The sequence below is a fragment of the Rhizobium subbaraonis genome (assembly GCF_900220975.1).
In the GTDB taxonomy this organism is placed as follows: Bacteria; Pseudomonadota; Alphaproteobacteria; order Rhizobiales; family Rhizobiaceae; genus Mycoplana; species Mycoplana subbaraonis.
In genome coordinates, this window is sequence record NZ_OBQD01000004.1 from 1 (window position 1) to 25,613 (window position 25,613).

General features: G+C 64.5%; 24 protein-coding genes. 12 read left to right on the forward strand and 12 right to left on the reverse strand.

Annotated features, from left to right (window positions below; translation table 11 throughout):
• The first annotated feature begins 426 nt into the window (after positions 1–426).
• The 3 genes from hrpB to CRO48_RS06580 all read left to right on the forward strand — a co-directional run bounded on the left by hrpB (position 427) and on the right by CRO48_RS06580 (position 4,921).
• Positions 427–2,889, forward strand: coding sequence for an ATP-dependent helicase HrpB (gene hrpB / locus CRO48_RS06570; RefSeq protein WP_097138019.1), 2,463 nt, complete (start codon positions 427–429; stop codon positions 2,887–2,889).
• Between the two features lie 56 nt (positions 2,890–2,945).
• Positions 2,946–4,262: an ActS/PrrB/RegB family redox-sensitive histidine kinase gene (locus CRO48_RS06575; RefSeq protein ID WP_097137539.1), complete on the forward strand. Its 1,317-nt coding sequence runs from the start codon at positions 2,946–2,948 to the stop codon at positions 4,260–4,262.
• Positions 4,263–4,333: 71 nt separating this feature from the next.
• Positions 4,334–4,921: an ActR/PrrA/RegA family redox response regulator transcription factor gene (locus tag CRO48_RS06580; protein ID WP_097137541.1), complete on the forward strand. Its 588-nt coding sequence runs from the start codon at positions 4,334–4,336 to the stop codon at positions 4,919–4,921.
• 132 nt (positions 4,922–5,053) lie between these two features.
• On the opposite strand, the gene CRO48_RS06585 is transcribed toward CRO48_RS06580, so the two are convergent.
• Entirely contained in the window at positions 5,054–5,575 is a 522-nt protein-coding gene (locus tag CRO48_RS06585; RefSeq protein ID WP_097137543.1) for an MmcB family DNA repair protein, read from the reverse strand.
• Positions 5,576–5,808: 233 nt separating this feature from the next.
• Here CRO48_RS06585 and CRO48_RS06590 point away from each other — a divergent pair, with 233 nt between their 5' ends.
• Entirely contained in the window at positions 5,809–6,477 is a 669-nt protein-coding gene (locus CRO48_RS06590; RefSeq protein ID WP_097137545.1) for a L,D-transpeptidase, read from the forward strand.
• Positions 6,478–6,602: 125 nt separating this feature from the next.
• On the opposite strand, the gene CRO48_RS06595 is transcribed toward CRO48_RS06590, so the two are convergent.
• The 7 genes from CRO48_RS06595 to hslV all read right to left on the reverse strand — a co-directional run bounded on the left by CRO48_RS06595 (position 6,603) and on the right by hslV (position 16,055).
• Positions 6,603–8,777 carry a malate synthase G gene (locus CRO48_RS06595; RefSeq protein WP_097137547.1) on the reverse strand — a complete coding sequence of 725 codons (2,175 nt, stop codon included), beginning with the start codon at positions 8,775–8,777 and terminating at the stop codon, positions 6,603–6,605.
• Positions 8,778–8,902: 125 nt separating this feature from the next.
• On the reverse strand, positions 8,903–10,909 hold the full coding sequence (locus CRO48_RS06600; protein ID WP_097138020.1) for a hydantoinase/oxoprolinase N-terminal domain-containing protein: 2,007 nt from the start codon (positions 10,907–10,909) through the stop codon (positions 8,903–8,905).
• Positions 10,910–11,084: 175 nt separating this feature from the next.
• Positions 11,085–12,485, reverse strand: a complete 1,401-nt coding sequence (locus tag CRO48_RS06605; RefSeq protein WP_097137549.1) for a cytochrome P450 — start codon at positions 12,483–12,485, stop codon at positions 11,085–11,087.
• Positions 12,486–12,548: 63 nt separating this feature from the next.
• Positions 12,549–13,493, reverse strand: coding sequence for a DUF1402 family protein (locus CRO48_RS06610; RefSeq protein WP_407071900.1), 945 nt, complete (start codon positions 13,491–13,493; stop codon positions 12,549–12,551).
• 197 nt (positions 13,494–13,690) lie between these two features.
• Positions 13,691–14,998 (reverse strand): ATP-dependent protease ATPase subunit HslU, encoded by a 1,308-nt coding sequence (hslU, locus tag CRO48_RS06615; RefSeq protein WP_097137551.1) that lies wholly within the window; start codon positions 14,996–14,998, stop codon positions 13,691–13,693.
• A 7-nt stretch (positions 14,999–15,005) separates the two neighbouring features.
• A complete protein-coding gene (locus CRO48_RS06620) occupies positions 15,006–15,491 on the reverse strand; it encodes a GNAT family N-acetyltransferase (RefSeq protein ID WP_280952646.1) in 486 nt (161 codons plus the stop codon).
• 3 nt (positions 15,492–15,494) lie between these two features.
• On the reverse strand, positions 15,495–16,055 hold the full coding sequence (hslV, locus tag CRO48_RS06625) for an ATP-dependent protease subunit HslV (protein WP_097137553.1): 561 nt from the start codon (positions 16,053–16,055) through the stop codon (positions 15,495–15,497).
• A gap of 213 nt (positions 16,056–16,268) precedes the next feature.
• Here hslV and hisB point away from each other — a divergent pair, with 213 nt between their 5' ends.
• The 7 genes from hisB to coaA are packed head-to-tail and all read left to right on the forward strand — an operon-like array spanning position 16,269 to position 20,897.
• Entirely contained in the window at positions 16,269–16,862 is a 594-nt protein-coding gene (gene hisB / locus CRO48_RS06630; protein WP_097137555.1) for an imidazoleglycerol-phosphate dehydratase HisB, read from the forward strand.
• Between the two features lie 26 nt (positions 16,863–16,888).
• Positions 16,889–17,362, forward strand: coding sequence for a DUF2628 domain-containing protein (locus CRO48_RS06635; RefSeq protein ID WP_176526678.1), 474 nt, complete (start codon positions 16,889–16,891; stop codon positions 17,360–17,362).
• Positions 17,363–17,364: 2 nt separating this feature from the next.
• Complete coding sequence (gene hisH / locus CRO48_RS06640) at positions 17,365–18,015, forward strand: imidazole glycerol phosphate synthase subunit HisH (protein ID WP_097137557.1); 651 nt, start codon at positions 17,365–17,367, stop codon at positions 18,013–18,015.
• 28 nt (positions 18,016–18,043) lie between these two features.
• Positions 18,044–18,787 carry a 1-(5-phosphoribosyl)-5-[(5-phosphoribosylamino)methylideneamino]imidazole-4-carboxamide isomerase gene (gene hisA / locus CRO48_RS06645; protein WP_097137558.1) on the forward strand — a complete coding sequence of 248 codons (744 nt, stop codon included), beginning with the start codon at positions 18,044–18,046 and terminating at the stop codon, positions 18,785–18,787.
• Positions 18,784–19,560 (forward strand): imidazole glycerol phosphate synthase subunit HisF, encoded by a 777-nt coding sequence (gene hisF / locus CRO48_RS06650; protein WP_097137560.1) that lies wholly within the window; start codon positions 18,784–18,786, stop codon positions 19,558–19,560. Before hisA ends, hisF begins: the two co-directional genes overlap by 4 nt.
• 21 nt (positions 19,561–19,581) lie before the next feature.
• Positions 19,582–19,902, forward strand: a complete 321-nt coding sequence (locus CRO48_RS06655; protein WP_097138027.1) for a phosphoribosyl-ATP diphosphatase — start codon at positions 19,582–19,584, stop codon at positions 19,900–19,902.
• Entirely contained in the window at positions 19,899–20,897 is a 999-nt protein-coding gene (coaA, locus tag CRO48_RS06660; RefSeq protein ID WP_097137562.1) for a type I pantothenate kinase, read from the forward strand. Before CRO48_RS06655 ends, coaA begins: the two co-directional genes overlap by 4 nt.
• A 129-nt stretch (positions 20,898–21,026) precedes the next feature.
• Here the strand turns inward: coaA and CRO48_RS06665 are convergent, their stop codons facing one another.
• The 4 genes from CRO48_RS06665 to CRO48_RS06680 form a co-directional block, all read right to left on the reverse strand.
• Positions 21,027–21,632: an alpha-ketoglutarate-dependent dioxygenase AlkB family protein gene (locus CRO48_RS06665; RefSeq protein ID WP_245423451.1), complete on the reverse strand. Its 606-nt coding sequence runs from the start codon at positions 21,630–21,632 to the stop codon at positions 21,027–21,029.
• Positions 21,633–21,664: 32 nt separating this feature from the next.
• The gene (lysM, locus tag CRO48_RS06670; protein ID WP_097137567.1) at positions 21,665–22,180 is read right to left on the reverse strand and encodes a peptidoglycan-binding protein LysM; all 516 of its coding nucleotides are present in this window, start codon (positions 22,178–22,180) and stop codon (positions 21,665–21,667) included.
• A gap of 108 nt (positions 22,181–22,288) precedes the next feature.
• Positions 22,289–22,723 (reverse strand): alternative ribosome rescue aminoacyl-tRNA hydrolase ArfB, encoded by a 435-nt coding sequence (gene arfB / locus CRO48_RS06675; protein WP_097138029.1) that lies wholly within the window; start codon positions 22,721–22,723, stop codon positions 22,289–22,291.
• A gap of 180 nt (positions 22,724–22,903) precedes the next feature.
• Positions 22,904–24,514, reverse strand: coding sequence for a phosphoenolpyruvate carboxykinase (locus CRO48_RS06680; protein ID WP_097137568.1), 1,611 nt, complete (start codon positions 24,512–24,514; stop codon positions 22,904–22,906).
• Positions 24,515–24,843: 329 nt separating this feature from the next.
• On the opposite strand from CRO48_RS06680, the gene CRO48_RS06685 reads away from it, so the two are divergent.
• Positions 24,844–25,569, forward strand: a complete 726-nt coding sequence (locus tag CRO48_RS06685) for a response regulator transcription factor (protein WP_097138031.1) — start codon at positions 24,844–24,846, stop codon at positions 25,567–25,569.
• Positions 25,570–25,613: the final 44 nt, after the last annotated feature.

Sequence of the window (25,613 nt, forward strand, 5' to 3'; positions counted from 1 at the left end):
AAGAACCTTAGAGCGAGTTCGTCGGTCGCCAGCAGCGCCGCCGCCCTCGTTGGTGAGGCGGTTTCTACGGCCCAACACAAAACAAGTCAACAGCCAATTTTGGGAAAAATGATATTTCTCATAACAGTCTGATCTTAAAGGGAAAATTGTCAGGCATGCCAAAAGGGGTGCCTTTTAGACCAATCAGGAATGGCAATTTGCTTCAAAATGGGAGCCAGGACAACCATGGAGGGCGCGCCCGCCCTGGCAGGTCTGCGGACGCTTTCGCCAACCCGGACAGCAGGCTATTGAAGCTCCAGTAGACGTGAACATCGGAGACGGCATGGCTGCCCGACGATATGGCAACGAGATCGCCCGCATGCCTATACGTGCGTATGCGAGGAGGCTCGTGCAGTGAGCGAGCCCAGCTTCACCGGCGCGACCCGCATTCCACCAGGGGGATTGCCAAAGCTCCCGGTCAGCGAGGTGCTGCCGCAGCTTTCGCAGGCGCTTGTGGACGGCAACCGCGCCATACTGGCGGCCCCACCCGGCGCCGGAAAGACGACGCTGGTGCCGCTGCACCTGCTGAATGCCCCGTGGCGCGGCAGCAATGGCCGCATCATCCTGCTGGAGCCCCGCCGGCTGGCGGCGCGGGCGGCGGCCGGACGGATGGCGGAACTGCTCGGCGAGAACGTCGGAGACACCATCGGCTACCGGATGCGGCTGGAAAGCCGGATCTCGGCGCGCACGCGCATCGAGGTCGTGACCGAGGGCGTGTTCGCGCGCATGATCATCGAGGATCCCGAACTTTCCGGCATCGCTGCGGTCCTCTTCGACGAGTTTCACGAACGGTCGCTCGATGCCGATCTCGGGCTCGCGCTGGCGCTGGACGCGCAGTCGGCCCTGCGCGAGGACCTGCGCATCCTGGTGATGTCGGCAACCCTCGATGTCGACCGCGTCTCACGCCTGATGGACGCGCCGGCGATTGAAAGCGCCGGACGGAGCTTTCCCATCGATATTCGCTACGCCGACCGTCCGGCAGGTGAGCGGATCGAGGACACGATGGCGCGTGCGATCCGCGAGGCCCATTCGGGGGAAACCGGCTCCATCCTCGCCTTCCTTCCGGGGCAGGCCGAAATCCGCAGAACGATGGAGCGTCTCGAAGGGCGCTTCGACGAGAATACGGCACTGGTGCCACTCTATGGCAACCTGACGCAAAGGGAGCAGGACGAAGCCATCCGTCCAACGGCGCTGGGCCGACGCAAGATTGTGCTCGCCACCTCTGTCGCGGAGACGTCGATCACCATCGACGGGGTGCGCGTGGTGATCGACAGCGGCCTGCAGCGCCTTCCCGTGTTCGAGGCGCCCACCGGCATCACCCGGCTGGAGACGGTGCGGGTCTCGCGCGCGTCTGCAGAGCAGCGCGCCGGCCGCGCGGGCCGGACCGAACCCGGCATTGCCATTCGCCTATGGCATGCCGGGCAGACGGCGGCGCTGCGCGCCTTCACGCCGCCGCAGATCCTTGCCAGCGACCTCTCCGGCTTCGTGCTGGACCTGGCGCAATGGGGCGTGACGGATCCTTCCAGCCTCGGGCTGATCGACCAACCGCCCCTTTCCAGTCTCGAGGAGGCGCGCACGCTGCTGCGCCTGCTCGGGGCGATCGACGGCTCCGGCAGCCTCACGGCAACCGGACGGAAGATGCGCTCCCTGGCGCTGCCGCCGCGGCTGGCGGCTATGGTCATCCATGCCGCGCGGGACGATGCCGCGCTGGAGGCGGCGCTGCTGGCGGTGCTCCTGACCGAGCAGGGGCTGGGCGGACCTTCCATCGATCTCGAGGAGCGGCTGCGACGCTTCAAAAGCGAGCGCGGCGAGCGGGCGGATGCCTCACGCCGGCTGGCCGGCCGCATTGCAGCGGCAGCGGGAGGGACGGCTGCGTCGGCGACCGCCCGCCCCGGCGCACTTCTGATGCACGCTTTCCCGGACCGAATCGCGCTGCAAAGGGGCGGCAGCGGCCGGTTCGTCATGGCCAACGGACGGGGCGCGGAGCTTCCCGAGACCGAAGGCCTTGCCGCAAGCCCGATGCTGGTCGTGGCTGACCTGACCGGCCAGGCGGGGAGGCATAGGGTCCTCGCGGCCGCCGCGGTGAGCCGGGCAGATGTCGAGGCGGAAATGGCCGACAGCTTCGTGCGCGAGGACCAGTGCCTGTTCGATCCCGCCAGCCGCCAGGTGCGCGCGCGACGGGTCACCCGCCTTGGCGCCATCATATTCGAGGAAAAGCCGCTGCCCCGGCCGACAGGGGCGAATGCCGCACGCGCCCTGGCCGAGGGCGTGAAGATGCTGGGGCTGCAGGCGCTACCGTTTTCCAAGTCTGGCGGCCAACTGCGCGAGCGGATCGGCTTCCTTCACCGCAGCGTCGGCGCTCCCTGGCCGGACACGGGCGACGAGGCGCTGCTCTCACGCCTCGACGAATGGTTCACGCCCTTCCAGGAGCAGACGCGCGGGCTCGACGACGTCACGCCCGCAAGCCTTTCGGAAGGGCTGATGGCGCTGGTCCCCTACGCGTTGCAGCGGGATCTGGAGCGGCTCGTTCCCACCCATTTCGAGGCCCCGACGGGCCAGCGACATCCGATCCGCTATGATGGGGCCGAGCCGACGCTGCCGATCCGCGTCCAGGAACTGTACGGGTTGCGCGCGCATCCCGCCCTCGCCGGCGGCCGATTGCCGCTGCTGCTCGAGCTTCTTTCGCCAGCGCACCGGCCGATCCAGACGACGCGCGATCTCCCCGGCTTCTGGGCGGGCTCGTGGAAGGACGTGCGCGCCGAAATGAGAGGCCGCTATCCGCGCCACCCCTGGCCGGAGGATCCCGCCAACGCCGCTCCGACGACACGAGCAAAGCCGCGTGGTACATGACGAACCGGGAAAAGGTGCGCGGTCCCCGCGCAAGACGCTAGCAGCAGGAAATGCCGATGGCCGGAAAGACCATACCGACGTACCACGACATCAGCGAGATCAGCCGCAGCCGGCAGCTCCGGCTGGAAACGCTGATCCGGCTCAGGTGGCTGGCGGTGGTTGGCCAATCCATCGCGGTGATCGTCGTCGCGTTCTGGCTCGGCTTCCCCTTGCCGTTCGCTGCCTGCTGCGTGCTGATCTCGCTCCTGGCGGCGGCGAATTTCTATCTGACGTTCCGGTATCCGCCGGCCCACCGGCTGACGCCGGCCGCCTCGCTCGTGCTGCTCGGCTTCGACCTCAGCCAGCTGATGGCGCTGCTTTTCATCACCGGCGGACTGGCAAACCCCTTTGCGCCGCTGATCTGCGTGCCCGTCATCATCTCGTCGTCGGCCCAGCCAATCCGGCACAGCATGGCGCTCGGCATCCTTGCCGTGGCAGGGATTACCGCGCTCGCCTTCACCCCCTTTCCACTGCCGTGGTATTCGGGCTCGATCCTCGTCATGCCGCCGATCCTGATCGCGGGGGTCTGGTTCGCCATCTGCTCCACCACCGGTTTCGCCGCATTCTATTCCTACCGCGTTTCGCTGGAGGCCTCGGAGCTTTCGGATGCGCTCGCGGCGACGGAACTGGTGCTCCAGCGCGAAAAGCACCTGTCCCAGCTGGATGGGCTGGCGGCGGCGGCGGCGCACGAGCTAGGAACTCCACTGGCCACCATCAGCGTCGTCGCCAAGGAAATGGAGCGCGAACTCGGCAAGGACCCCCGCTTCGGCGAGGACGTGCAGCTGTTGCGCAGCCAGAGCGAGCGATGCCGTGATATTCTTCGCCGGCTGACGACGCTCTCGGCCGAGGACGAGGCGCACATGCGCCATCTGCCACTTTCCTCGCTGCTGGAAGAGGTCATGGCACCGCATCGCGAATTCGGCATCAAACTCACCCTGAACGAGGAAAGCGAGCGCATCGGCGAACCGATCGGCCAGCGCAATGCGGGGATACTGTATGGCCTTGGGAACCTGCTGGAGAACGCGGTCGATCATGCGAGGTCGGAGGTTCGGGTCACCGCCAGCCACAACGCCGACCGGGTAAAGATCGTGATCGAGGACGACGGAGACGGTTATGCGCCGGATATCCTGCTTCGGATCGGCGAGCCCTATGTGACGAAGCGGCAGCGCGACGATCGCGCCGGCGGGCTGGGCCTCGGCCTGTTCATCGCCAAGACGCTGCTCGAACGCTCCGGGGCGCGACTGACCTTCGGCAACCGCCAGAACGGCGTGCCCGGCGCCCGGGTGGAGGTCGAATGGCCGCGGCATAGGATGGACATCAATCTCGCGAATTGACTTTACCCGCCGCTTTGGAGCGGTCATAAGAATTTCATCTGAAAGCAAGAAATACAGCGCGGAATTGCAAGATGTCCGACAAGACCGATGCCACTCAAGCCGATCCCGGATTTAGTGATGCCGACTACATCGGCGCGGATCCATCGCTTCTGCTCGTCGATGACGACGGCCCGTTCCTGCGCCGTCTGGCGCGCGCGATGGAGGCACGCGGCTTCGTCGTCGACATCGCGGAGTCGGTGGCCGAAGGCATAGCAAAGGCCAAGGGCACGCCACCGAAATATGCCGTCATCGATCTGCGCCTCGGCGACGGCAGCGGCCTCGACGTGATCGCGGCCATCAGGCAGCGCCGCGACGACACCCGCATCATCATGCTCACGGGATACGGCAACATCGCAACGGCGGTGAACGCCGTCAAACTCGGAGCCGTGGACTATCTGGCCAAGCCGGCGGACGCCGACGACATCTTCGCCGCGCTGACGCAGAAGCCCGGCGAAAAGGCGGAGCTGCCCGAAAACCCGATGTCGGCGGACCGGGTGCGATGGGAGCATATCCAGCGGGTCTACGAGATGTGCGAGCGCAACGTCTCGGAGACGGCGCGCCGGCTCAACATGCACAGGCGCACGCTTCAGCGCATCCTGGCCAAGCGGGCACCGAAGTAAGAGACATTCCCGAAGCTGCAAGCCGGCAGGCGGCGCCATTGCCTGCTTGGGTCTTGTTCTCGCGCATGCTGGTGTCGCAAAACCGCTGCGCACTTTCCCCGACATGCTTCCAGCGATACACGCGCGGCGAAATCAATCGCGGTCGCCGGAAACGATGGCGGCCATCTCCGAGCCCTCTCCCGCCTTGCCTGTCAGCAACTCGGCCTGAAGCAGGCGCCCTGCCGCAACCCGTGCGAAGGAAAAGGTGACGGACTTCCGGGTCGGCGGCGCAAGCCTGTGTTCGGGCGCCTCGCGCAGGATGTGGGCGCCGTAGCCGTCGGAGACGACGAGACCGCAGTCTTCCGGAAAAATGTCCAGCGGAACGCCCCTGTGCGTGGCGAAGAAGAGCCGGTCGCAGTGCAGCCGATAGTCGGGCCACTTCCTGTCGACGCGGAAATCCTCGATCGACGTCTTGATCTCGACGATCCAGATTTCGCCCTTCGGCGAAAGGCTGATCAGGTCGGCCCGCCTGCCGCTCGCCAGTGTCAGCTCGGCCAGCACCGCGTGGCTGAGTTCGCTGAACAGGCGTTGCACGCCGCGCCGCACCATCATGGCGCGCTCCGACTGCCGTCCGTCGAGGAGCGGATTGTCATTGTGCAGCGACAGGATCGTCATCGTCGAATCTCCAGGTGGACGCGGTCGCGCCATCTTATCAGCTTTCCAGAAAAGGAACCGCAACCGCCTGCGGCATCGGGAAATGTTGCAAAAAAGCAAGCCGTCGCCTTTTTGCTCCTGCGCAACCGCGCAGAGCGGCCGACGCCCTTGCAATGAGGCCGCCAACGAAAATAAACGTGGTTGCAGACGTCCGGAATGACCGGCACGCCACCTCCCGAGTCGAAGAGAATTAGATGCGCCTCCGCACTGCCCTTTTTCTATGCGGCCTTGCAGCGTCCGCGACGCTTGCCGGTTGTTCTTCCGTTCCCACGTCCACGCCGATCATCGGCGAGAAGGTGGCCACCAACCAGATCTTCACCTCCGAATACGGCCCGGTCGAGGACCACGGCTACGCGCTGCCGGCCATTCCGATCCAGCGGGTCGATCCGAAGTATCACCGCCAGATTGTCGATTATAAGACCGACGAGAAGCCGGGCACGATCGTGGTCAACACACCGACCCGCTTCCTCTATTTCGTGCTGCCCGGCGGCAAGGCCGTCCGTTACGGCATCGGTGTCGGCAAGCAGGGCTTCGCATGGGAAGGCGAGGCCTATATCGCCTGGAAGCAGGAATGGCCGATGTGGCATCCGCCGGAAGAAATGGCCCAGCGCAAACCTGAAGTGGCGAAGTATGTGAAAGAAGGCATGCAGCCGGGCCTGACGAACCCGCTCGGCGCCCGCGCCCTCTACCTCTTCAACGCCAAGGGGCAGGACACGCTGTTCCGCCTGCACGGCACGCCGGAATGGAGCTCCATCGGTACGGCTGCCTCCTCGGGCTGCATCCGCCTGATGAACCAGGACATCATCGACCTTTATTCGCGGGTTCGTCCCGGCAAGGGCGCGCGCGTCGTCGTCCAGCAGTAAGCTTCAAGCCACTCGCAAAGACGAAGAAAGCCGCCGGTCTCCCGGCGGCTTTCTTGTTTGATGGCGGCAGGGTGAAGCTCGGCCCGGCGATGGAGGCGCGCTCAGGCCGGCGACCAGAATGCCGATCAGCGCGCGGCGCGGGCAGCCTTGAGTTCGCGACGGCGGCGATGCAGGACCGGTTCGGTATAGCCGTTCGGCTGCTCGCGTCCCTTCAGCACCAGCTCGCAAGCCGCCTGGAACGCGATGGAGCCGTCGAAGTCCGTCGCCATCGGCGTATAGAGCGGGTCGCCGGCGTTCTGGGCGTCGACGATTGCGGCCATCCGCTTCATGGTCTCGACGATCTGCGCCTGCGTCACCACACCATGGTGCAGCCAGTTCGCCATATGCTGGGCGGAGATGCGCAGGGTGGCCCTGTCTTCCATCAGGCCGACATTGTTGATGTCCGGAACCTTGGAGCAGCCGACGCCCTGATCGACCCAGCGCACGACATAGCCGAGGATGCCCTGGGCATTGTTGTCGAGCTCCTTCTGGATCTCCTCAGCCGTCCAGTTCGGGCGCGTCGCGACCGGTACCGACAGGATATCGGCGAGCTTGGCGCGGGGGCGGCTTTTCAGCGCTGCCTGCAGGGCGGCCACCGAGACTCTGTGGTAGTGCGTCGCATGCAGCGTCGCCGCCGTCGGCGACGGCACCCAGGCGGTGTTGGCGCCGGCTTTCGGGTGGCCGATCTTCTGCTCGAGCATCGCCGCCATAAGGTCCGGCATCGCCCACATGCCCTTGCCGATCTGCGCATGGCCGGAAAGGCCGCATTCCAGACCAATATCGACGTTGGCGTTTTCGTAGGCGCCGATCCAGGCGGACTGTTTCATGTCGCCCTTGCGGATCATCGGGCCGGCCTCCATCGAGGTATGAATCTCGTCACCGGTCCGGTCGAGGAAGCCGGTGTTGATGAAGAAGACCCGTTCCTTCGCAGCCCTGATTGCCTCCTTGAGGTTGACGGTCGTGCGCCGCTCCTCGTCCATGATGCCCATCTTGATCGTGTTCGGCGCCATGCCGAGCGCGCCTTCGACGCGTTCGAAGATCCTGCTGGCAAAGGCGACTTCTTCCGGGCCGTGCATCTTCGGCTTGACGATATAGATCGAGCCGGCTCGCGAATTCTTGCGGCGACCGGCCGGGCCGACGTCGTGCAGCGCGATCAGCGCGGTGACCAGCGCATCCATGATGCCCTCGGGGACTTCGTTCCCGTCTGCGTCGAGGATCGCCGGATTGGTCATGAGGTGGCCGACATTGCGCACCAGCATCAGCGAGCGGCCGGGCAAGGTGATGGTCGAGCCGTCCGGCGCGGTGTAGGACGCATCGGCATGGAGCTTGCGGGTGAAGGTCTTGCCCGCCTTCTCGACCTGCTCTTCCAGGTCCGCCTTCATGAGGCCCAGCCAGTTCCGGTAGACGACGACCTTGTCGGCCGCGTCGACCGCCGCAACCGAATCCTCGCAGTCCATGATCGTGGTCAGCGCCGCCTCGATGCGGACATCCGAGACATGCGCGGCATCGCTCCCGCCGATCTCGGTCGTGGGATCGATGACGATCTCGATGTGAAGGCCGTTGTTGCGGAGCAGGATCGCGTTCGGCGCCGCAGCCTCGCCAAGATAGCCGACGAATTTCTCTGGTGTCTTCAGGCCCAACACCTCGCCATCGGTTACGACAACCTGTAGCGCACCGTTCTTGACGCCGAAAGACCTCGCCTCGCTCCACAGTGCCCCGGCCAGCGGCACGCTGTCGTCGAGGAAACCGCGTACCCAGGCGATCACCTTTTCACCGCGCTTGGGATTGTACCCCTTGCCGCGCGCAGCACCGTCGTCCTCCGCAATGGCGTCGGTTCCGTAAAGCGCATCGTAGAGCGAGCCCCAGCGGGCGTTCGCCGCATTCAGAGCGTATCGGGCATTCATGACGGGAACGACGAGCTGCGGTCCCGCAACCGTGGAGATCTCGGGATCGACATTTGCGGTGGTCACGGCGAAGTCCGAGCCTTCGGGTACGATGTAACCGATCTCGCGCAGATAGGCTTCATAGACAGCAAGGTCTGTCGGGGCACCGTTCTTCTTGTACCAATCGTCCAGCTTCGCCTGCAGCCCGTCACGCTTTTCCAGAAGGGCGCGGTTCTCTGGCGCAAGCTCCGTGACGATCGAAGCAAAGGCTGCGAAATAAGCATCGGCATCGACGCCGGTGCCTGGCAGGGCTTCCCTGACGAGGAACTCCAGCAACTCGTTGTCGTAGGAAAGCCCGTTCTTCTCGGTGTAATTCATCGTGATGCGCTCCGCGGCTGCGAGGACGTTCAGGTCCGTGATGCTGCCACTTTCTGCAAGCTTTCATTGCCAGTCAATTCAGCAATGGTACAAAGAATTTATTCCGCCAGAGAACAAATCGCCGGCTATTGATCGATAGCGATCCTTGGGCGCCCCGTCGCCGTCGCGGTGAAGCGCGCTTCCACCAGCTTTCTCTGGCCCTCGATTTCCGGCGCCTCGATCAATTCGGCCAGGGTCACGGCGGGTTCATCGGCACCGCTGAGGTGCGCCGCATGCAGGGCCGCGCCGATCGCGCGTTCGCGCGCCAGCGAGAAGGCCTCTTCCTCCGCCAGCAGCCGCACGCTTTCGCCCGATCCGCCGACGATGAAGATGCCCTCTTCCGGCACCGTGACGAAGACGGTCGCACTTGCGCGCACCTGGCCGACGACAGCACCGATCGCGTTGGCCACGTCGGCGTCGAACGGGATGGCCTGCTCGGTGTCGAGCATGTTCGCGATGGCCGGATAGTAGACCGGCGCGGAAGCGCCGAGGCCGATCAGCGGGCGATCGAGATGGATGCGGAACTGGACGATCCCCGGCCGACGCAGCAGGGCGCGGTCGACGGGTAGAGATTCTGCCGGGTCAATCGCGCCTACCCCGTCCTCGGCCAGGCAAGCGCCCATGATGGCGTCGCAGGACTGCCGCGTCAGCCGGTCGACGATCATGCGCGCCAACCGTTCGGCCGAATCCGCAATGGGCCTGCCTGACCCGTCCTTCGCCCGTGCCGCCAACTCGAGCCCGAGCCGGGCTGCCTCGCGGTCCCATTGGTCCTGCCGCCCGAGGACATGCATGGCGTCCGATGGCGTAATGGCGCTGATATGCACGAGACCGCGACCGACGAGCCGGTCAAGGGTCGCCTTCTGCAATGTGCTGGCAAGAAGCTGGTCCAGCGGCAGGGGCACGCCGGTGATGCGGTCGTAGAGCGCCTGCTCCTGCGACTGCAGGCCGCTTGCAAGGTTGTCCGGCAGGCCGGTGCGCACGGCAAAGCGACCGTCGTATCGCCCGACATGCGATGCCCGGAGCTGTCGTTCCAGCGCAGTGCGAACGACGTCGCCGTGAAGCGTGGACGCAAGGCTGAGGGGCAGGAAGCGCCGCGGGCCGAGATCGAGCCGAGCGGTCAGGCCGCGGTCGTTGATGCGCACTTCGGAATCGCCGCCGAGGCCGTAGGTCCGCATGGCGACCGCCTCGACCATGGTGCGGTAGCCCCCGACCACCGCCCCCTCGGCGTCGAGCCGCGGGCGCCCCTTGTCCAGTATCGCCACGTCGGTGGTCGTACCGCCAATGTCGGAGACCACTGCGTCGTCCATACCGGTCAGGTGGCGGGCGCCGACAAGGCTCGCCGCCGGCCCGGAGAGGATCGTCTCGATCGGCCGCAGGCTCGCCTCGGCCGCCGAAATCAGCGCGCCGTCGCCGCGCACGACCATCATCGGCACATGGATGCCGCGCCGGTCCAGATAGCCCTCGCAGGCCCCGATGAGCCGGTCGATCATCGAAACCAGCCGCGCATTCAGCAACGTGGTCAGTGCCCGCCGCGGACCGCCGAGCTTGGAGGAAAGTTCGTGGCTGCAGGTCACGGGCAGATGCGAGACCTCCCGGATCCGGTCGCGCACGCGCTGCTCGTGGGCGGGATTGCGCACGGCGAAGTATCCGGCCACCGCGAAGGATGAAATGCTCTGCGCCAGATCCGGCAACGCTGCATCGAGTGCAGCCATGTCCAGCGGGGTCTCGTGTCCATGCACGTTGTGGCCGCCGGGCAGGAACAGGACCGGGTCGTTGCCGAGCGCCTCGCCGAGCCCGTCGCGCTTTAGGTCCTCCGGCCCGAATCCGATCATGACCAGACCGGCGCGCCCGCCCTGCCCCTCTACGAGCGCATTGGTGGCAAGCGTCGTCGATAGCGATACGAGGCTGATGGCGGAGACGGGCGCCTTTGCCTGGTCGAGCACCGCCTCCACCGCGCCTGCTATGCCGACCACCAGGTCGTGCCGTGTCGTCAGCGCCTTGGCCTTCGCCACGACGCCGCTCGCTTCGCTAAAGAGGACCGCATCGGTATAGGTTCCGCCGGTGTCGATGCCGAGTAACAAATGGTCCGCCACGTGATCCATCCGGAGTGCTGCGTGCCCCTGCAGACACGCCAGATAAGGTTGCCGAAGGTGTTATTGCATCTTGGCCGGGATTGCCACAGCCCCGCATGCGACGGGATGCATCGAGAAGGGGCCGGCACGTGTCGCTTCGCCGCCACGCCGATCGAAGCGATCGACGGGCGACATTTCAGGCGGCGCGGGCGGTGACCGTCATGGGGAGCCCCCCGGCCGGCTGGGTCGTCAGACGCTGCAGCGGCCAGGGCCGGGTCTGCGGCGTCAGGTCGAAGCGATAGCGGCTCATCAGCACCGCCAGCGCGATCACGGCTTCCTGAAGCGCAAAGGTGGCGCCGATGCAGATGCGCGGACCGGCACCGAAGGGAAGGAACTGGAAGCGGTCGATGCCATCGCGGTTTTCCGGCAGGAAGCGCTCGGGGATGAAGGCGCGCGGCTTGTCCCAGTAGAGTTCGTGGCGATGCAGGGTCCAGGGCATGATGAGAACGGTGATCCCTGCCGGGATCTCGACGGTTTCGCCGCCCGGGCTGGTCCAGCGATCCGCCGCGATCGCAGCACGATTGATCGAGGGGGCCGGCGGATAAAGCCGAAGCGCCTCCTCGAAGGCGGCACGTGTCCAGGGCATCAGCTCCAGCCATTCGACGGGCTCTGCGCCGGACGCCAGCACCCGATCGATTTCCTCCTCCATAGCCGCGCGCGCATGCGGCACGTTGGCCACGCAATAGAGCGTCCAGGCAAGTGCGCGGGCCGTCGTCTCATGGCCGGCGCCGATGAACGTCAGGATGTTGTCCTCGATCTCTTCGCTAGCAAGCCCGTCGGGGCCCGCCTGCTGCAACAGCAACGTGAGGAAATCTCGCGGCACCGCGTCGGGGGCGGCACGCATGCGCTCCAGCCGGAGGTTCATGGTATTGCGGACAATCGACCGGAATTTCTCCAGAACTTTCTGGCCGCCGATCCGCGTCAGGCGCGGCACCCAGGAGGGCGCCTTCAAGAGATCGAACGGATCGACCCGACCCATTCGATGCAGCAGCGCGTTGACGTCGTCGGCAAAGCTTCCGCTGGAAGAGACGATCTCGCCGGAAAAGAGCGTGTCTGCGAGAATGGCGAATGTCAGCTCGGTCATGTCGTTGGCGACGTCGAAGACCGTGCCGTTTTCGCCCGCGTCCGCATACTTCGCAGCATAAAGTTCGGACTGGCGCAGCATCTGGCCGGCGAAGCCGCGAGCGTGGCGGGGCGTGAAGATCGGCGCCACCGCCTTGCGCGAACGTTTCCAGACGGCCCCTTCCGCCGTCAACAGACCATCACGCAGGATCGGGCGCAGAACCAGCTGGCGCACGTCCCCCATGCGATAGTTCTGGGCGTTGTCGACCAGTACGTGCTTTATCAGGCCGGGGTCGTTGACGATCAGCGTGTGTTCGCGAAAGAAGCGCGTCTCGATCCAGGGAAGCGTGTAGGACGGCTCGCCCCACAGTTCGAGCGGGTTGCGCAGGACCGTACGGATGATTTCCAGCCGGGACGGCGGCACGGTCCGCGGAAGCGGTGCCGGGGGTTCGAAGGGCTGCGGACGCATATCCATGGCGCTCCCTCGCACGTTACGCATTCCCGATCGGACGGACATCTTCGCCCGTGTTCATCCAGACTAGAGCAGCCCCTGCAATTCGGCCAGCTTATCGTTCACCAGCCAGCCGTAATAGTTTTCCTCCGGCCAGGGCGAGGTCCCCTCCGACCGGCGCCGGGCGAAATCCGCAGCGCGCGCATCGGGATTGCCGACATTATAGAGCGTCGCAGTAATGCCCGGATTGCTGGAGATGTCGACGTCGGCAATCTGCTTGTAGGCATCGATCGAACGACGGATCGACGCTGCCATGTAGGCCAGCGAGATATCCGGATCCATGATCGCCTTGTAGACGCCGGCGGCATCCTTTTCGTCCAGTCGGTCGTAGCCCGACACACGCACAACGACGTCCGTCAGCATCAGTGCCGTCAGTGGGTTGATCTGACCGAGGCCGAACGTCTGGCCGGCATAGAACGGCTGGAAGAAGACCGCGCTGAAACGGTTGTTCGGATAGGCGACGCCGCTAACCGTCCTGCCCTTGAACTGGCGGTCCCAGACGGTTTCGCGGCAAGACCATACCGCATAGGAGCCCTTCTTGCCCTCGCAGGAGGCAAACTCGGGACGATCCACGAACGTATCCACGCGCTCGCCATTGTAGGCGAAGCGAAAGCTGTCGCCGGCATAGGATGCGGCCTTGATGTAGTAACTCTGGAGACGGTCGTAGGCATCGACGTTGTAGGTATGCTCACCCACGATCGCGCCGACCATGTGGATCGGGGCGATGCCATATTGCGCCGCCACCGACTTGATCTTGGAGACCAGTTCGCGGTCGCCGGCCAAAAGGTCGCGCACCTTGTCGTACTTGGCGTCGAAGCTCGTCTTGCCCGCCTTGGTGCGGCGAACCGACGCGCCGGGCACGTTCGGCTGCTCGGCATTGCGATTGCCGGGTGGCACCACTTCGGTCGCCGAAGCGGGTGCGGCGGCAAGAAGGGTGGCGGAAATGGCAAGCATTGTCAGCAGATGTCGCACGATGCGGTTTCTCGGACCTTCGGACATGGTCTCTTCCAGCCTGTGTTGATTTTCGCGGCACCCATGCAGACCAATCGTGTCGGAATGATGCCGCACAGACACACGAAAACGCCGCGTTTCTAGAGCGAAGCGCGGCGCGTGTCGAGGAGACGGCGATCAAAATCGCGGGACCGGCAGGCTGGCCGCCGGTCGCCCTGTCAGAGGATGTAGCGCGAAAGATCGGTGTTGGAGGCCAGCGCACCGACGTGCTTGCGCACGTATTCGGCGTCGATCGTCACGATACTGCCCGCCGAATCCGGCGCTTCGAACGAGATCTCGTCGAGCACCCGCTCCATCACCGTCTGCAGGCGCCGCGCGCCGATGTTCTCGACACTGGCGTTCAGCTTGACGGCGACATCGGCCAGCGCATCAAGCGCGTCCTCGGTGAAATCGAGCGAGACTTGCTCGGTTTCCATCAGCGCCTTGTATTGGCGGATAAGGCTCGCCTCCGTCTCCGTCAGGATCCGGCGGAAGTCTTCCTTCGTCAGCGCACGGAGCTCTACGCGGATCGGCAGGCGGCCCTGCAGTTCCGGCAGCAGGTCCGAGGGTTTTGCCACATGGAAGGCGCCGGAGGCGATGAAGAGGATGTGATCGGTCTTCACCGGCCCGTACTTCGTCGCCACGGTCGTTCCTTCCACGAGCGGCAGCAGGTCGCGCTGCACGCCCTCGCGCGAGACGCCTGCACCGATGCCTCCGTCACGGGCTGCGATCTTGTCGATCTCGTCGAGGAAGACGATCCCGTCGTTCTCGACAGAACGCACAGCCTCACGCTGGATCTGCTCGTTGTCGATCAGCTTGTCGGACTCGTCGTCGATCAGCAGCTTGTAGGAGTCCTTGACCGTCGTCTTGACCTTCTTGGTACGACCGCCCATCGCCTTGCCGAACATTTCGGAAAGGTTGAGCACGCCGACATTGGCGCCGGGCATGCCCGGGATCTCGAAACCGGGCATGCCCGAACCGCTGTCGGCGATGTCGATCTCGATTTCCTTGTCGTCCAGCTCGTTGCTGCGCAGCTTCTTGCGGAAGCTGTCGCGCGTGGCCGGCGAGGCGGTCGCGCCGACAAGCGCATCGAGCACGCGCTCCTCGGCATTCAGATGCGCCTTGGCGACGACCTCGGCGCGCTTCTTTTCGCGCACGAGGCCGATACCGACCTCGACGAGGTCGCGCACGATCTGTTCGACATCACGGCCCACATAGCCGACCTCGGTGAACTTGGTAGCCTCGACCTTCACGAAGGGCGCGCCGGCAAGCTTGGCCAGGCGGCGTGAAATCTCCGTCTTACCGACTCCGGTCGGACCGATCATCAGGATGTTCTTCGGCATTACCTCGTCGCGCAGGTCGTCGCCGAGCTGCTGGCGACGCCAGCGGTTGCGCAGGGCGATCGCGACGGCGCGCTTGGCGTCCTTCTGGCCGATGATGTACCGGTCCAGCTCGGAGACGATCTCTCGGGGGGAAAAATTACTCATCTCGTTCTCACTTTCGGCGACGGTCCCGGGCCATCATCAGCGCCGGGCCATCCTCTGTGTGTCGTTCATCAAATGCGTGGAAACCCGCCTTCTCGTAAGCCCGGATCGCCCGCCTGTTATCGGGGTGCGGATCTATGACGACCCGCCGAACCCCCTTTCTGAAAAGCCCTGCGACGAAGGCTTCAATCATTTGCGGGCCGAGGCCCTTTCCGATGAGCGAGGGCTCGCCGATGAACTGGTCGATGCCGACCGTTCCGGCCGGCTGGTCACCATAGGGATGCCCGGGTCCATCGACCACATAGCTCTGGACGTAACCAATCGGCCTGCCATCGAGTAAAACCAGATAAGGTTCGACCAGGGGACCGCTGAAATGGTCTCTGATCCCGGCTGCCTCCATTTCCGGCTCGCCCCACCATCGCCGCACGTGCGGCTCTCCCAGCCAGCGCAAGACAAGCGGCATGTCCGCCTCCGTCACCGGCCGGAAGCCGATCACCGCCTAGCGCTCGGCATCCAGCGTCTCCACGACCACGTTATGATTGGTGTAGACGCAGATATCACCGGCGATCTGCATCGCGCGGCGGGCGACTTCCTCAGCCGACTTGTCGCTGTCCATCAGCGCGCGGGCGGCCGCGAATGCGTAGTTGCCGCCGGATCCGATCGCGAGCGTACCATGCTCCGGTTCCAATACGTCGCCGTTGCCGGTGATCGCCAGCGTGATGTTCTTGTCGGCGACGAGCATCATCGCCTCCAGATTGCGCAGGTACTTGTTCGTTCGCCAGTCCTTGGCGAGTTCCACGGCGGCACGCATCAGCTGGTCGGGATACTGCTCGAGCTTCTCCTCGAGCCTTTCGAGAAGGGTGAAGGCGTCTGCCGTCGCCCCTGCAAATCCGGCGATGACATCGCCCTTGCCGAGCCGGCGCACCTTGCGCGCATTGCCCTTCATGACCGTCTGGCCGAGGCTAACCTGGCCATCGCCCGCCATCACCACCTTGCCGTCCTTGCGCACCGTGATGATCGTGGTCGCGTGCATCGTTCCGTAGGGATCGTGTTCACTCATATGAATACACCTGAATATTCCGCACCCGCCGAAGCCGGGCGCGCGCCGCCCGAAATGGGCCGGCTCACTCGCATCCTATGTAGGGGGCGAAATGCCGATTGCAATCGGCTCCGCAGGTGGCAAAGCAAGCGATCCGGGAATGCTGGCATTTTGCCCGTGCGCCTGATATGGGGACGGCGAAGACCTTCTGCGAATACCAGGGTACGCACGTCCATGAGCCGCACAGCCAGTATTTCCCGCAAGACCAACGAGACGGCCGTTTCCGTGACAGTCGAGATCGACGGCACTGGCACCTCGAAGATTTCGACCGGCGTCGGCTTCTTCGACCATATGCTGGAACAGTTGTCGCGCCATTCGCTCATCGACATGGAGATCGAGACGAAGGGCGACCTGCACGTCGACGACCACCATGCGGTCGAAGACACCGGGATTGCGATCGGCCAGGCAATTGCCAAGGCGCTCGGCGACCGGCGCGGCATCACCCGCTACGCCTCGCTCGACCTGGCGATGGACGAGACGATGACGCGCGCTGCAGTCGACGTCTCCGGCCGACCCTTCCTCGTCTGGAACGTAGCGTTTTCGGCGCCGAAGATCGGCACCTTCGACACCGAACTGGTGCGCGAATTCTTCCAGGCACTGGCGCAGAACGCCGGTATCACGCTGCACATCCAGAACATTTACGGCGCCAACAACCATCATATCGCCGAGACCTGCTTCAAATCCGTCGCCCGGGTGCTGCGCACGGCAACCGAAATCGATCCCCGCCAGCAAGGCCGCATTCCCTCGACGAAGGGTTCGCTGGCCTGACCGGCAGACCGGCAGGACAAACCACTTTGACCACCGCGAGCTACCTGATCCTGACCCCGCCGGGCGCTCCAGCCGCGACCGAGAAGGCAGCGTTTGTTCGCGACGGATTCCGCTGGACCGCCTTCTTCTTTCCGGCCATCTGGCTGCTCGTGCACCGGCTGTGGTTCTGGGGCGCCGTTGCGATCGTGCTGCAGATCGCCGCCACCAGCCTTTCCGGCACGCCGGATTTCGCGCTTGCCGGCCTGGTCCTTGGAATCGCCGTCTCCGTGCTGACGGCCCTGGAAGGCCCGCAGGCGATCGTGCGGGCGCTGGAGGCGCGCGACTGGACGCTGCGGAGTGCTGTCCAGGCACGCGATCTGGCGACGGCCGAGCAGATCTACTTCAGTGATGTGCCGACGACGGAAGCCGCATCTGCTGCGGCCCTGCTGCCGCCGACTGACAAGACAACCGGAGCTGCCCGACCTCCCGCGCTCGGCCTCCTCGGCTATGACGGAGAATGACCATGCGCGTGGCAATCATCGACTACGGATCGGGCAACCTGCGGTCCGCGACCAAGGCCTTCGAACGCGCGGCGCGTGAGGCGGGAATTTCGGCGGAGATCGACCTTACCGACCGCCCCGAGCGCGTGGCGACCGCCGATCGCGTCGTTTTGCCCGGCGTCGGGGCCTATGCCGACTGCCGTCGGGGACTGGACGCCGTCGAAGGCATGACGGACGCGCTTCGCGAAGCGGTGGAACTCGGCGGACGCCCCTTTCTCGGCATCTGCGTCGGCATGCAGCTGATGTCCTCACGGGGGCTGGAGAAGACGGTGACGGACGGGCTCAACTGGATTGCCGGCGACGTCACACTGATGACGCCTGCCGACCCGGACCTGAAGATTCCGCAGATCGGCTGGAATACGCTGACGCTGAAGCGCGAGCATCCGCTGTTTTCGGGCATTCCTACCGGCGATGGCGGCTTGCACGCCTATTTCGTCCATTCCTACCACCTGCAGGCCGAAAATCCGGACGACGTGGTCGCGACGGTCGAATACGGCGGGCCAATGACCGCCTTCGTCGCCCGCGGCAACAAGGCCGGCGCCCAGTTTCATCCGGAAAAGAGCCAGTCGCTCGGACTGGCCCTGATCACCAATTTCCTGCGCTGGAAGCCCTGAGCCGCGCGACCGAACGGACAAAAGACAAATGATCCTCTTTCCCGCCATCGACCTCAAGGACGGCCAGTGCGTTCGCCTCAAGCTCGGCGACATGGACCAGGCGACGGTCTACAACCCCGATCCCGCCGCCCAGGCCCGGGCCTTCGAGGAGCAGGGCTTCGAGTGGCTGCACGTGGTCGACCTGAACGGAGCCTTTGCCGGCGAAACGGTCAACGGCGCCGCCGTCGATGCGATCCTGAAGGCGACAGGGAACCCCGTGCAGCTCGGTGGTGGCATCCGAACGCTCGACCACATCGAGAACTGGCTGTCGCGCGGTCTGGCGCGGGTGATCCTCGGCACGGTCGCGGTGCGCGATCCGGCGCTGGTCATCGAGGCCTGCAAGCGCTTCCCCGGCAAGGTCGCCGTGGGCATCGACGCCAAGGGCGGCAAGGTCGCGGTCGAGGGCTGGGCTGAGGCGTCCGAACTCGGCGTGATCGAGCTTGCGAAGAAGTTCGAAGGTGCCGGCGTCGCGGCGATCATCTACACGGACATCGACCGCGACGGCATCCTGACCGGCATCAACTGGGCCTCCACGCTCGAGCTTGCCGACGCCGTCTCCATTCCCGTCATCGCGTCGGGCGGCCTTGCGTCGATCGAGGACATCCGCCGGATGCTCGAGCCCGATGCCGCCAAACTGGAAGGTGCGATCTCCGGCCGCGCGCTCTATGATGGCCGGATCGATCCGAAGGAAGCGCTGGCACTGATCCGTGCGGCGAAAGGAAAGACGGCATGACCCTCAAGGCTCGCGTCATCCCCTGCCTGGACGTCAAGGACGGCCGCGTCGTCAAGGGCGTCAGCTTCGTCAACCTGGTGGACGCCGGCGATCCGGTGGAGTCGGCCAAGGCCTATGATGCGGCCGGCGCCGACGAGCTGTGCTTTCTCGATATCACCGCCTCCTCCGACAACCGCGACACGATCTTCGACGTCGTGGCGCGCACGGCCGAGCACTGCTTCATGCCGCTGACGGTGGGCGGCGGCGTCCGCTCCGTTGCCGATATCCGCAAGCTCCTGCTTGCCGGTGCGGACAAGGTCTCGATCAACTCGGCAGCGGTGAAGGACCCTGATTTCGTGGCGGAAGCCGCCGACAAGTTCGGCAACCAGTGCATCGTCGTTTCGATCGACTCCAAGAAGGTTTCGGGCGAGGGCGAGGCGGACCGCTGGGAGATCTTCACCCATGGCGGCCGGCAGGCTACCGGCATCGATGCCGTCGCCTTTGCCGAAAAGATGGTCGAGCGCGGGGCCGGCGAACTGCTGTTGACGTCGATGGACCGCGACGGCCAGAAGGGCGGCTACGATATTGCCCTGACGCGCACCATCGCCGACCGCGTGCCGGTGCCGGTGATCGCGTCGGGCGGTGTTGGCAACCTCGACCATCTGGTCGAGGGGATCCGCGACGGGCACGCGACGGCGGTCCTTGCCGCCTCGATCTTCCACTTCGGCACCTATACCGTCGGCGAAGCCAAGCGCTACATGGCCGAACACGGCATTGCGATGCGGCTCGACTGAATGTCTGGACAGGAACTTTCGATGAGCGAATTCACCCTTGCCGATCTGGAACGCATCGTCGCCACGCGGGCGGCGGCGTCTGCAGACGAATCGTGGACGGCAAAGCTTGTCGCCGCCGGCCAGCCGAAAGCGGCCAAGAAACTGGGCGAAGAGGCCGTGGAAACGGTGATCGCGGCGATCGAGGGGGATCGCGCCGCGCTGGTGAGCGAGAGCGCCGACCTGCTTTACCACCTGATGGTGGTCCTGAAGATCGGCGGCGTCGACCTTTCCGACATCATGAACGAACTGGAGCGGCGGACCGGCCAGTCCGGCATCGCCGAGAAGGCGAGCCGCACGAAATGATTACTCAGCCTCTGCATGGCAAGAACCGGGCGGACATTCCCGACGACTACGGCAACCATCATTATTCACCTTATCGGTTCTTCTCCGCCGAGGAATGGTCGCAGTTCCGCGCCGACACGCCGCTGACGCTGACGGCCGACGAGGTGCGGCGACTGCGCTCGCTGAACGACCCGATCGACCTCGACGAAGTGCGGCGAATCTACCTGTCGCTGTCCCGCTTGCTTTCCGCCCATGTGGAATCGTCGCACCTGCTGTTCCAGCAGCGCAAACGGTTCCTCAGCCTGTCGGACGAATCGAAGACGCCGTTCGTGATCGGCATCGCCGGATCGGTCGCGGTCGGCAAATCAACCACCGCCCGCATCCTTGCCGAACTGCTGTCACGCTGGCCCTCCAGCCCCAAGGTCGATCTCGTCACCACCGACGGCTTCCTGCATCCGAACGCGGTGCTGAAGCGCGAAAACATGATGGATCGTAAGGGTTTTCCCGAAAGCTACGACATGGGCGCACTGCTGCGCTTCCTGTCGGCGATCAAGGCCGGACAGCCGAACGTCAAGGCGCCGACCTACTCGCATCTGACCTACGACGTGCTGCCGGACCAGTTCCAGGTCATCCACCGCCCGGATATCCTGATCTTCGAAGGAATCAACGTGCTGCAATCGCGCAGCCTTCCGGCCGACGGCAAGGTCGTGCCCATGGTTTCGGATTTCTTCGACTTCTCGATCTACATCGACGCCGAGGAAGCGCTGATCCACAACTGGTACGTGGAGCGCTTCATGCGGTTGCGCGAAACCGCCTTCAAGAACCCGGATTCCTACTTCAACCGCTATTCGCAGGTCAGCGAGGAAGAGGCGCTGTCGATCGCTGAGGGGCTCTGGCAGAACACCAACCTGAAGAACCTGCGCCAGAACATCCTGCCGAGCCGGCCGCGGGCCGACCTCATCCTGCAGAAGGGCCAGAACCATCTCGTCGAAACCGTGGGCCTGCGCAAGATCTGAGCGTCCTTTCGGCGGTCGCTCACCCCGCGACCGCACCGCGTGAAAGAGCGGTACGCGCGACCCGTCCCAGTCCTTGTTCTTGCGCGCCTCGTTGTCTCAGAACCGCTGCACACTTTTGTGCGACATGCTTCAAGGCTCGACGCGACGGAGCGTGAGGTTGATGCGCCCGCCGTCCTTCAGAAGCGTGGACGTGCCCGGGTAGATCCGGTCCACCCCGTGGAAGCCAAGCCGGCTGTCGCCGCCCAGAACAACCACGTCTCCGCTTGAAAGCCGCAGCGAACGCGTCGGATCGCTGCGCGCGGTGCCGCCGATGCGAAACAGGCACTGGTCCCCCAGGGATACGGAAACGACCGGCGCCTCGAGGTTCAGCTCGTCACGATCCTGGTGCAGCCCCATCCTTGCCTGTCTGTCGTAGAAATTGACCAGGCAGGCCTGAGGCGGCTTGCTATAGCCGGCAACGTCGTCCCACAGCCGCAGCAGCGATGCGGGGATGGCAGGCCAGCGGGTACCGCTGACCGGGTGGCGATCCTGATAGCGATATCCGTGCTGGCGATCCGTCACCCAGCCGAGATCGCCGCAGTTCGTCATGCGGACGGACATTGGCCGACCGGTCTTCGGCATGGTCGGAACAAAGAGCGGTGCCACAGCGGCAACGGCGCGAACCTCCTCCAGAAGCGCCTCCTGCGCCGGCCGGTCGAAATAGCCGGGCAGGTAGCGGAACCCTGAAAGAGACACGTGCGTTGCCATTGCCTGCCTTGAGCCGGATGTCAGGCTTCGTTGAGGTCGGGTATGCGCAGCACCTGCCCCGGATAGAACTTGTCGGGATGGCTCAGCATCGGGCGGTTGGCATCGAAGATGATGGTGTGCTTGGCGCCCTTGCCCTTGCCGTAGGCAGCCTCGGCGATCTTCCAGAGATTTTCGCCCTTCTTGACGGTGTGGAACACGGGCTCCCTTGCCGGTGTCGCGGCCTTGACGAGGGCCGTCATGTCGGCCTCTGCGAGTTCCAGGCCGGAATCAGGCGGGATGATCTTCAGGTCCGCGGCCTCGACCTTGGAGATGCCCAGCGTATTGCCGACCGCGACCACGGCCTTTTCGAAGATGCTCTGGTCGGCAACGACGCCTTTCAAAACGCACTTGTCACCCTCGACGGAGACTTCGACCTTATCCGTGCCGAGTGCAAACGAATCCAGTTCCTTCTTCACGTCCTCGGACTTGGGCGCCTCTTCCTCGCCGCCGATACCGAGCTTTTTCCCCGCATTCTTGATAAAACTAAATAGGCCCATGACTTCCTCCTGAAAATCCGGCTGCCGGCCGCAAGCACAACTGGCTGTAATGCCAGAGAAAAGCTAGGCCATTTCCGGCATTCTTCAAGGCGTCTTTCGCCACTGCCGTCAATCTCCGGAGGGCTTGGCGCGCATCTTCTTCACGCCGGAGCGCCCGGCCTTCTCCTTGAGCCGGCGCTCGACCGCCCCCTTCGAGGGCCGCGTCTTTTTCCGCGGCGGCGGCGGCGGTTCCGCCGCTTCGAGAATCAGCGCCTTCAGCCGCTCGCGCGCATCCTCCCGGTTGCGCTCCTGGCTGCGGAACCGATTGGCCTCGATCATCAGAACGCCGTCCTTCGACAGCCGCCGACCGGCGAGGCCTGCGGCGTTGGCCTTGATCCGGTCGTTGAGCGAGGGGGAGTTGCGCAGGTCGAAGAAAAGCTGGACGGCGGTGGAAACCTTGTTCACGTTCTGGCCGCCGGGACCGCCGGCCAGAACGAACTGCTCGGTCAGTTCCCAGCCGGCAATGACGATGGATCCCTTGATATGTAGCGGGTCGCTGGCCACGGACATTTCCTCGATTGGCCTCCTGCATAGCGCATGCGGCCCCGCGGCGAAATCCCGTGCACGCGGCAATTGCGGCCACGGGCCTGCAGGCCGCAGTCAGGCCGCTGTCAGATGCGAAAAACCCGGCCGAGGCCGGGTTTCACGTGAATCATGCTCGAATTCAGAGGCTGGCGGGCAGCGTTACTCGGCGGCAACCCGGATGCCGGGTGCCGCGTCGCGCACCCCGCCGTCGACGTGGTCCTCGAACTTGGCGAAGTTCGTGACGAACATGTCGACCAGTTTGCGGGCCTGGCGGTCATAGGCCGAGCCGTCCGCCCAGGTCGAGCGCGGATCGAGGATCTTCGTATCGACGCCCGGTACCGAGACAGGAACTTCGAAGCCGAAATTGTCATCGCGGCGGAACAGCGCGCCGTTCAGCGAACCGTCGAGTGCCGCGGCCAGCAGCGCGCGCGTCGCCTTGATCGGCATGCGGCGGCCTTCGCCGTAGGCACCGCCCGTCCAGCCGGTGTTGACGAGCCAGCAATCGACGCCATGCTCGGCAATCAGCGCCTTCAGCAGGTTGCCGTACTCCGTCGGGTGGCGCGGCATGAAGGGGGCGCCGAAGCACGTGGAGAAGGTCGCTTCGGGTTCGGTAACGCCACGCTCTGTGCCTGCCACCTTGGCGGTGTAGCCGGACAGAAAGTGGTACATGGCCTGATCGGGCGTCAGACGTGCGATCGGCGGCATGACGCCAAACGCGTCGGCGGTGAGCATGATGATGGTCTTCGGATGCCCGGAGCGCCCCGTTTCGCTGGCATTCGGGATGAAGTGCAGCGGATAGGCGCAACGGGTATTCTCCGTCAGCGAGCCATCGTTGAAGTCCGGCACGCCGTTGGCATCGAGCACGACGTTCTCGAGAACCGTGCCGAAGCGCTGCGTGGTGGCATAGATCTCCGGTTCGGCCTCTGCCGAAAGACGGATCGTCTTGGCGTAGCAGCCACCTTCGAAGTTGAAGATGCCGTTCTCGCCCCAGCCGTGTTCGTCGTCGCCGATCAGCGTGCGCGTCGGATCGGCCGAGAGCGTGGTCTTGCCGGTACCCGACAGGCCGAAGAAGACGGCAGCATCGCCATCCGGACCGACATTGGCGGAGCAGTGCATCGGCATGACGTTCCTGGCAGGCAGGATGTAGTTCAGTGCGGTGAAGACCGACTTCTTCATCTCACCCGCGTAGAACGTACCCGCGATCAGGATCAGGCCGTTGGTCAGGTCGCAGGCGATCATCGTCTCCGTGCGAGCGCCGTGACGCTCGGGATCCGCCTTGAAGGTGGGAAGGTCGATGATGGTCAGCTTCGGCAGAAAGCTGCCCAGCGCTTCCTTCGCCGGGCGGATCAGCAGGTTGCGAATGAAGAGCGAGTGCCAGGCAAGCTCGGTCACCACGCGCGTGGGCAGGGCATATTCGCTGTCTGCGCCGCCGATCAGGTCCTGCACGAACAGATCCTTGCCGGCCGCATGCGCCAGCATGTCCTGTCTGAGCGCCTCGAAATGCGCGGGCGACAGCTCCTTGTTGTTGTCCCACCAGATCTGGCCGGTCGTGTTCTCATCGCGAACGACGAACTTGTCCTTCGGCGAGCGACCTGTGTGTTGTCCGGTCAGCGCGCGCAAGGCGCCGTGGGCAGTCTTGACGGCTTCGCCTCGAGCCAACGCCTCATCATACAGTTCCTCTTCGGCAAGGTTGTAGCGGACAGTCGCCACATCCTTGAAACCGATCGCATCGAGGCCGTACGAGGGGTTGCGAATGCCCAGTTCCTTCATGGCCGAGTTTTCCTTCGCGATTTAAGGGGAGAGAGAGAATTTGACCGCAAGCTAATCTTTGCGGCAGCAAAAGGCAAGCCGTCACTTAGAATAAGTCAATGATATCAGTATATTAATCGATTTAACAATATGTATGACATTTTAAATCGTTTAGAAAATCGATTTAAATGACGTCAGAGAGGACTATCTTTTCACGCACCTCTTGTCGCACCGAAGCGATTGCCACAATTTGTTCCACGTTTACCCCCAAGGAAGCGCACCATAACGATCGCCCGGGCCAGGCCCCTAAGCAAATCAGTGAGGCGCACATGACGATGGAGACCAGCAGGATGCAGACGATCGCACTAGTAGACGACAACAGGAACATTCTGACGTCGGTGTCGATCGCGCTGGAAGCCGAAGGCTACCGCGTCGAAACCTATACGGATGGCGCCTCCGCGCTCGACGGGCTGCTGGCCCGTCCGCCGCAACTGGCCATCTTCGACATCAAGATGCCGCGCATGGACGGAATGGAGCTGCTGCGGCGGCTGCGCCAGAAATCCGACCTGCCGGTGATCTTCCTGACGTCCAAGGACGAGGAGATCGACGAACTCTTTGGCTTGAAGATGGGCGCGGACGACTTCATCACCAAGCCCTTTTCCCAGCGGCTTCTGGTCGAACGGGTCAAGGCGGTGCTCCGACGCGCCTCGAGCCGGGAGGCTGCGGCGGCGGGCGTCGTCGCTCCGGCGAAACCGGGCGACACCCAGGCACGCTCGCTGGAGCGCGGCCAGCTGGTGATGGACCAGGAGCGACACACCTGCACCTGGAAGGGCGAGCCGGTCACGCTGACCGTAACGGAATTCCTGATCCTGCACGCGCTGGCCCAACGTCCCGGCGTCGTCAAGAGCCGCGATTCGCTGATGGATGCCGCCTACGACGAGCAGGTCTACGTCGACGACCGCACGATCGACAGCCACATCAAGCGGCTGCGCAAGAAGTTCAAGATGGTCGATGGCGAGTTCGATATGATCGAAACGCTGTACGGCGTCGGCTACCGGTTCCGCGAATCGGCCTGAACGCCACCCAGGCGGGCCGACAGGCCGGAAAGCCGCCGTCACCG